Here is a 6,800-nt window from a genome sequence, read left to right as displayed (position 1 = left end):
ACCACTGTCGACGTTGTTTCCCTGCGTGGCACGAGGCGTGAGGATGACGCTCGTCCCGCCCTGCAGGTCGAGCCCGAGCCGGGGCTTCCAGTTTCCGGTAGCGGCCATGAGGCCGTAGAGGACGACGATCAGACCGCCGAGGATCCCCAGCCGGGTCCAGACGGAGATCCCCTTGGGTACCCGTGCCGAGCCGCGTGCCACCTGCGAGTCCCTTCCTCACGCGCCGGTGTGCCGGCGCTCGTTCGTCTCGCCGCTGCCCGGACCGGCGGTGCCTAAAGTATCCGAACGAATGTCACCGAGGGTGCGTTCCGCTCCCCGAACGGTAGTGCTCGGCCAGGTGACCGGCGATCACAGCTCCTTGCCGGGCGGGTGTGTCGTTTCACCGCCCGTGCCACCGTCCCCACCGGGGAGGCCACCGCCGGGATGCGACGCCTCGGCGCCACCGGGGCCGTCGGAACCGTCGGAACCGTCGTCGTGCGACCGCGGTTCCCCGGAGGACTCCCCGCCGTCCCCGGCTCCGTCGGGCGTACTGATCACCCGAGCGACCGCGCTGCGCGAGAAGCGGCAGACGACATCGGGCGCAACCTCCAGCAGGAGGTCGCCGTCCTCCATCTCGACGACCGTGGCGTAGAGACCAGCGGTGGTCATCACCAGGGTACCGGGAACGATCCGCGATATCTGCTGCTGTTGCGCCCTGGCGCGGCGCCGCTGCATCGAGAAGAAGTAGACGATCACCAGGATGAGGATCAGCGGGAACAGAAGCCCGCTGATCGAACTGCCCCCGTCCTTGCCGGCCGCCACCGAAGCTGCCACGAGTACGTGCACGTCCTGCCCTCCTGATGTGTTGCGGCGATCGTACGTATCGATCGGATGCCTGTGGTGGGCAGGGCGGTTGTGCCCGGCACTCAGGACCTCCTCCGGCCGGAATGGCCGATGCTACGGGGACGACTCACCCCGGACGGACTAATCACCTTCAGTGACTACTCCCCGACCGACCCTCTCACAGTCATTCTCCCTCGGTGAACAGCGAGACCTGGGTACGACCGAGCGGATCGGTGACGGGGTCCAGACCGAGGTGCTCGAAGGCGGCGGGGGTGGCCATCCGGCCCCGGGCGGTACGGATCAGCAGGCCGGCACGCAGCAGGAACGGCTCGGCCACGTCCTCCACCGTCTCCGGTTCCTCCCCGACCGACACGGCGAGCGTGGTGAGCCCGACCGGACCGCCGCCGAACCGGGTGACCAGCGCCTCCAGCACGGCCCGGTCGAGACGGTCCAGTCCGAGCCCGTCGACGTCGTAGATCCGCAGCGCCGCCTGGGCGATCTCGCGGGTGACCACTCCGTCGGCCCGCACCTCCGCGTAGTCGCGCACCCGGCGCAGCAACCGGTTGGCGATGCGGGGCGTACCACGCGACCGGCCAGCGACCTCGGCGGCTCCCTCGGCGGTGAGGGTGACCCCCAGCAGGCCGGCCGAGCGAGTCAGCACCCGGGCGAGCTCGTCGGCGTCGTAGAAGTCCAGATGGGCGGTGAACCCGAACCGATCCCGCAGCGGGCCGGTCAGCAGGCCCGACCGGGTGGTAGCCCCGACCAGCGTGAATGGCGACACGTCGAGGGGGATCGCGGTCGCGCCCGGGCCCTTGCCCAGGATGACGTCAACCCGGAAGTCCTCCATCGCGGCGTAGAGCAGTTCCTCGGCTGGCCGGGCGATCCGGTGAATCTCGTCGAGGAACAGGACCTCTCCCGGGGAGAGGGCAGTGAGGATCGCGACGAGATCCCCGGCGCGTTCGATCGCCGGCCCACTGGTCATCCGCAACGGAACCTCGAGCTCCTGCGCCATGATCATCGCGAGGCTGGTCTTGCCCAGACCGGGCGGGCCCGACAGCAGGACGTGGTCCGGCGGGCGACCACGCGCCCGCGCCCCCTCGAGCATGATTGTGAGCTGCTCGCGCACCTTACGCTGGCCGACGAACTCGGCCAGGGTGCGCGGACGCAGCCCGGCCTCGAAGGCGCGCTCCTCGGGACTCGCCGCGGCGGACACCAGGCCGTCGTCACTCATGTCCCACCTCCGCGTACCCCCGCTCCGGCTGACCGCCGCTCCGGCTGACCGCCGCCCCGGCTGACCACCGCCCCGGCTGACCACCGCCCCGGCTGACCACCGCCCGACGCGGTCGCGCGCCGCATGGCGGCGTCATAACGGCCCTCACCTGCGTAGCACGGCAAGACTTGCGCGCAGCAGGGTCGCGGCGTCGGGCGGAGCGCCGCCGGTTCCCGAGTCGGCCCCGGCCCGGGAACCCGGGGCGCCTTCCTTTCCCGGGACGTCTCCCTTGCCCGGGGCGGCCTGCTCGCCACCGGCTGCGGCGCCCTCGCCCGCGGGCGCGGCCAGGACCACGAGCGCCCGGGACACGGCGTCGTCGGCCTCACGACCCGAGTAGCCCAGGCCCACCAGCGCCTCCCGCACGGTCGCCGCGACCCCGACGGTATCGGCCGGCATCGGTTCCGGTCCCGGCGTCGGGCGCGGGCCGGGCAGCGGCGCACCGTCACCCGGCGGACCGAGCCGGTCCCGCAGGTCCAGGACGATGCGCTGCGCGCCCTTGCGCCCGATACCGGGGACCTTCGTCAGCACCGCGAGATCCTCCTCGGCGACGGCGCGGCGCACCGTGTCGGGATCGTGCACCCCGAGCACGGCCTGGGCGAGCTTGGGCCCGACTCCGGCCGCGCTCTGCAGGATCTCGAAGACGTCGCGCGCATCGGCGTCGGCGAAGCCGTAGAGGGTCAGCTCGGTCTCGCGCACGATCAGGGTGGTGGCGAGGGAGGCGGACTCCCCCACCCGTAGCCGCGACAGCGTCGACGGCGAGCAGTGGACGAGCAGGCCCACCCCGCCGACCTCGATGACGGCGGACAGCGGGGTCAGCGCGGTGACCGTGCCGGCCAACGACGCGATCATCGGGTGGGTCCGCCCGGCGCGGCGGAACGGAACCGGGCCAGCGCCGGCCCGCGCCACAGGTGGCAGAGCGCCAACGCGAGGGCGTCCGCCGCGTCGGCCGGGCGTGGCGCCTCGGTCAGCCCGAGCAATCTGGTGATCATAAAACTGACCTGCGCTTTGTCCGCCCGGCCGCTGCCGGTCACCGCGGCCTTCACCTCACTGGGCGTGTAGAGACCCACCGACAGGCCCCGCCGGGCGGCCAGCACGATGGCGACCGCCCCGGCCTGCGCGGTACCCATCACGGTACGCATGTTCGCCTGGCTGAAGACCTTCTCGACCGCGACCGCCTGCGGGCGGGTGCGATCGAGCCAGGCGTCGATGCCATCGGACACGGCGCACAACCGTTCGGCGACCTCGGCGGTGGCGGGGGTGCGCACCACCCCCACCTCGACCAGGCGGGCCCGGATGCCGAGGCCACCGTCGACGACCCCCAGGCCACACCGGGTCAGCCCCGGATCGACCCCCAGCACCCGCATCCACCCTCCCGACCGCACGTTCACAAGAACATTCGTTCGATTCTAGGGGCGGCGACACAACCGGACATCCACGACACGCCCAACGGATCGCCCGAGAGGACGATCAGCTGCCGACGAGCTCCATCACGTCATCGGAGATGTCGGCATTGAACCAGACGTTCTGGACGTCATCGAGATCCTCGACCGCCTCGATGAGCTTGAGGACCTTGGCGGCGGGTTCGGCCTCCAGCGACACGCTCACACTCGGCAGCCAGGAGATGTCCGCGGAGGTGACCGCCAGGCCAGCATCGGTGGCGGCCACCCGCACGGCGTGCAGATCGGTCGCCTCGGAGACCACCTCGAAGGCCTCCCCGACGTCGTTGACCTCCTCCGCGCCGGCGTCGAGCACTGCGAGCAGTACGTCGTCCTCGGTGAGGCCGGCGGTCTTCTCGATAAGCACGACACCCTTGCGGTTGAACAGGTACGACACCGACCCCGGGTCGGCCACCGTGCCGCCGTTACGGGTGATCGCCACCCGGACATCCGACGCCGCCCGGTTACGGTTGTCGGTCAGGCACTCCACGAGGATCGCCACCCCGCCCGGGCCGTACGCCTCATAGGTGATGTCCTCGTAGTTCACCCCACCGGCGAGCTCGCCGGAACCCCGCTTGACGGCCCGTTCGATGTTGTCGTTCGGCACGGACTGCGACTTCGCCTTGGCGATGGCGTCGGCGAGCGTCGGGTTGCCCGCGGGGTCTCCGCCGCCCGTCTTGGCCGCCACCTCGACCGTCTTGATCAGTTTGGCGAACAGCTTGCCCCGGCGGGCATCGATGACCGCCTTCTTGTGCTTGGTGGTCGCCCACTTGGAGTGGCCGCTCATGACCTGCCTCTCTTGCGCCCGATCATCGACCGGACCCGGACGATCGGACGCTGTCGACGAATAGCCGGTGCACCCGGGCATCACCGGTCAGCTCCGGATGGAACGCGGTGGCCAGCAGCGGTCCTTGGCGGACCGTCACCGGCGCCTCGGCGACACGGGCCAGGACCTCGACCGCGTCTCCTGCCTTTTCTACCCATGGTGCCCGGATGAAGACCGCGTGCACAGGTGGCCCCGTCACCCCGACGACCTCGAGGTGTGCCTCGAACGAGTCCACCTGCCGGCCGAAGGCGTTACGCCGGACGACGATGTCCAGCCCGCCGATCAGTGGTTGATCCGGCCGACCGCCCACGACGTCCCGCGCAAGCAGGATCATGCCAGCACATGAACCGAACACGGGCAACCTCGCGGCCACCGCCGCCCGCAACGGCTCCAACAGCTCGAACACGCGCAGCAACCGGCCGATCGTGGTGGATTCACCTCCGGGCAGGACGAGCCCGTCGACCTCGGCGAGCTCCACCGCGTGGCGCACCGCCACCGGCCGCGCGCCGGCCTCGGTGAGCGCCCGGGCGTGCTCGCGCACATCCCCCTGCAACGCGAGGATGCCGATCCGCGGGCCACTCACCAGCCGCGGTCGGCGTAGCGGGCTTCCGGGGGAAGCTCGGTGACGTTGATGCCCACCATCGCCTCGCCGAGGCCCCGGGAGACCTTCACCAGAACGTCGGGGTCCTTGAACATGGTGGTCGCCTCGACGATGGACCGAGCGCGGCGCGCCGGGTCCCCGGACTTGAAGATCCCGGACCCGACGAACACCCCGTCCGCGCCGAGCTGCATCATCAGCGCCGCGTCCGCCGGGGTGGCGATACCGCCGGCGGTGAACAGCACGACGGGCAGCCGACCGAGCCGGGCCACCTCGGCGACCAGCTCGATCGGGGCGCGCAGCTCCTTGGCCGCCGCGTAGAGCTCCTCGGCGGGCAGCCCCGACAGCCGGGCGATCTCCGCCCGGATGGTACGCATGTGCACCACGGCGTTGGACACCTCGCCGGTGCCCGCCTCACCCTTGGAACGGATCATCGCCGCGCCCTCGGCGATCCGGCGCAGCGCCTCCCCCAGGTTGGTGGCTCCGCAGACGAACGGCACCGTGAAGCGCCACTTGTCGATGTGGTGGTGCGGGTCGGCAGGCGTGAGAACCTCGGACTCGTCGACGTAGTCCACCCCGAGCGCCTGCAGCACCTGTGCCTCGACGAAATGCCCGATCCGGGCCTTGGCCATGACCGGGATGGAGACCGCCTCGATGATCTCCGAGATCATGTCGGGATCACTCATCCGCGCCACCCCACCCTGCGCCCGGATGTCGGCGGGAACCCGCTCCAGCGCCATCACCGCGACGGCGCCGGCGTCCTCGGCGATGCGGGCCTGCTCGGCGGTGACCACATCCATGATCACACCGCCCTTGAGCATCTCCGCCATGCCGCGCTTGACGCGGGCGGTACCGGCATGCCGGGCGGAGTCGGTCGCCGGGCCGGCGGCGGGGGCAGTCTGGCCCTCGGACATGATGTGCCGTCTCTTTTCACTGGGTCGGGTCGCCAGGGCCGCGGGGTACCGGCATGTCTGGCACCTGCATGTCGGCTACCCCACCGGATGGTTCCCGTACGGGTGGGTCGGTTTTCCATGGTACGGCGATCTCGCGACCGGCCGGGCCGTCAGGAGGCCAGCCCCGGCAGGTCGTCGTGAGGGACGCCCTCGCCACGGATCGGCAGGGCGTCGTCGATCTCGAAGTAGCCGGCCGGCGGCCGGCGGCCGGCCAGGTGCGCCATCCGCACCACGCGTCGGCCGGCAAGTGCCCGCAGGTCGCGGACCGCGTCGTTGTGGAACTGCCGGGCGAGCGCGACCCGGGCCGCGCAGGAGTCGACCGCATGCAGCTCGGCGGGGTGGTGCTGGCCGGCCGCGGCGACCTCGGCGGACCGTAACGCCCGGCTCAGGGCATTCTCGCTCTGCTCGACCGCGGCGTCCAACGCCCCCCCGGCGAGCAGGTCCGGATAGGCCGTTCGGGCCCGGGCCACGCTCTCGCCCAGCTCGGCCAGCTCACACCGCAGGGCCAGCTCGCGCGCGGCGTCGGCGCGGGCGACCAGGTGCGCCACCAGCCCACCGCGGGCGTCCGCGACCCGGGCCGCGAGTCGGTCGAGCCGAGTGGCCAGCCAGGTCAGATAGGTCGCGATCGCCACCACCAGGGCGACCACCACCACGACGACGGTCATCCCGCGCAGCGTAACCAACGGCCGAATATGACGTGGCTCTGGTACCGGGGCAGGTCAGTTACCGGGGCAGGTCAGTCCCCACTCCTCGCGTCGCCCCGGACCGGCAACCGCGTCGCCGTCGCGACCGACACCCGCATGTCCCCGGAGACCATCTGGTACACCCCGACGATCCGCTCGGCGATGGCCCGCCAGTCGTAGGCGGCGACGACGGCGCGACCGCGTTCCACCAG

General features: G+C 71.5%; 8 protein-coding genes and 2 pseudogenes. All 10 read right to left on the bottom strand.

Annotated features, from left to right (window positions below):
- Positions 1-201, bottom strand: a pseudogene (locus tag AC08ON_RS01630) (protein translocase subunit SecD); the annotation flags it as partial.
- Between the two features lie 147 nt (positions 202-348).
- Positions 349-825, bottom strand: coding sequence for a preprotein translocase subunit YajC (gene yajC / locus AC08ON_RS01625; protein ID WP_476616327.1), 477 nt, complete (start codon positions 823-825; stop codon positions 349-351).
- Between the two features lie 181 nt (positions 826-1,006).
- Positions 1,007-2,053: a Holliday junction branch migration DNA helicase RuvB gene (gene ruvB / locus AC08ON_RS01620; RefSeq protein WP_011435813.1), complete on the bottom strand. Its 1,047-nt coding sequence runs from the start codon at positions 2,051-2,053 to the stop codon at positions 1,007-1,009.
- Between the two features lie 144 nt (positions 2,054-2,197).
- Positions 2,198-2,941, bottom strand: coding sequence for a Holliday junction branch migration protein RuvA (gene ruvA, locus AC08ON_RS01615; RefSeq protein WP_476606162.1), 744 nt, complete (start codon positions 2,939-2,941; stop codon positions 2,198-2,200).
- Positions 2,938-3,456, bottom strand: a complete 519-nt coding sequence (gene ruvC, locus AC08ON_RS01610) for a crossover junction endodeoxyribonuclease RuvC (RefSeq protein ID WP_476606172.1) — start codon at positions 3,454-3,456, stop codon at positions 2,938-2,940. Before ruvC ends, ruvA begins: the two co-directional genes overlap by 4 nt.
- Positions 3,457-3,559: 103 nt before the next feature.
- Complete coding sequence (locus AC08ON_RS01605; protein WP_011435810.1) at positions 3,560-4,315, bottom strand: YebC/PmpR family DNA-binding transcriptional regulator; 756 nt, start codon at positions 4,313-4,315, stop codon at positions 3,560-3,562.
- Positions 4,316-4,337: 22 nt separating this feature from the next.
- Positions 4,338-4,937, bottom strand: a complete 600-nt coding sequence (gene pdxT / locus AC08ON_RS01600; RefSeq protein WP_476606163.1) for a pyridoxal 5'-phosphate synthase glutaminase subunit PdxT — start codon at positions 4,935-4,937, stop codon at positions 4,338-4,340.
- A complete protein-coding gene (gene pdxS / locus AC08ON_RS01595) occupies positions 4,934-5,866 on the bottom strand; it encodes a pyridoxal 5'-phosphate synthase lyase subunit PdxS (protein WP_476606164.1) in 933 nt (310 codons plus the stop codon). The genes pdxT and pdxS overlap by 4 nt, the downstream gene beginning before the upstream one ends.
- Positions 5,867-6,015: 149 nt before the next feature.
- Positions 6,016-6,570, bottom strand: coding sequence for a LemA family protein (locus tag AC08ON_RS01590; RefSeq protein WP_476606165.1), 555 nt, complete (start codon positions 6,568-6,570; stop codon positions 6,016-6,018).
- A 71-nt stretch (positions 6,571-6,641) separates the two neighbouring features.
- Positions 6,642-6,800 (bottom strand): annotated as a pseudogene (locus AC08ON_RS01585) (alpha-(1-2)-phosphatidylinositol mannosyltransferase); the annotation flags it as partial.

This window comes from Frankia sp. CoWAU3, assembly GCF_977971855.1.
The sequence above is the reverse complement of the archived record's forward strand: the minus strand, read 5'-3'. Positions and strand labels throughout refer to the sequence as shown.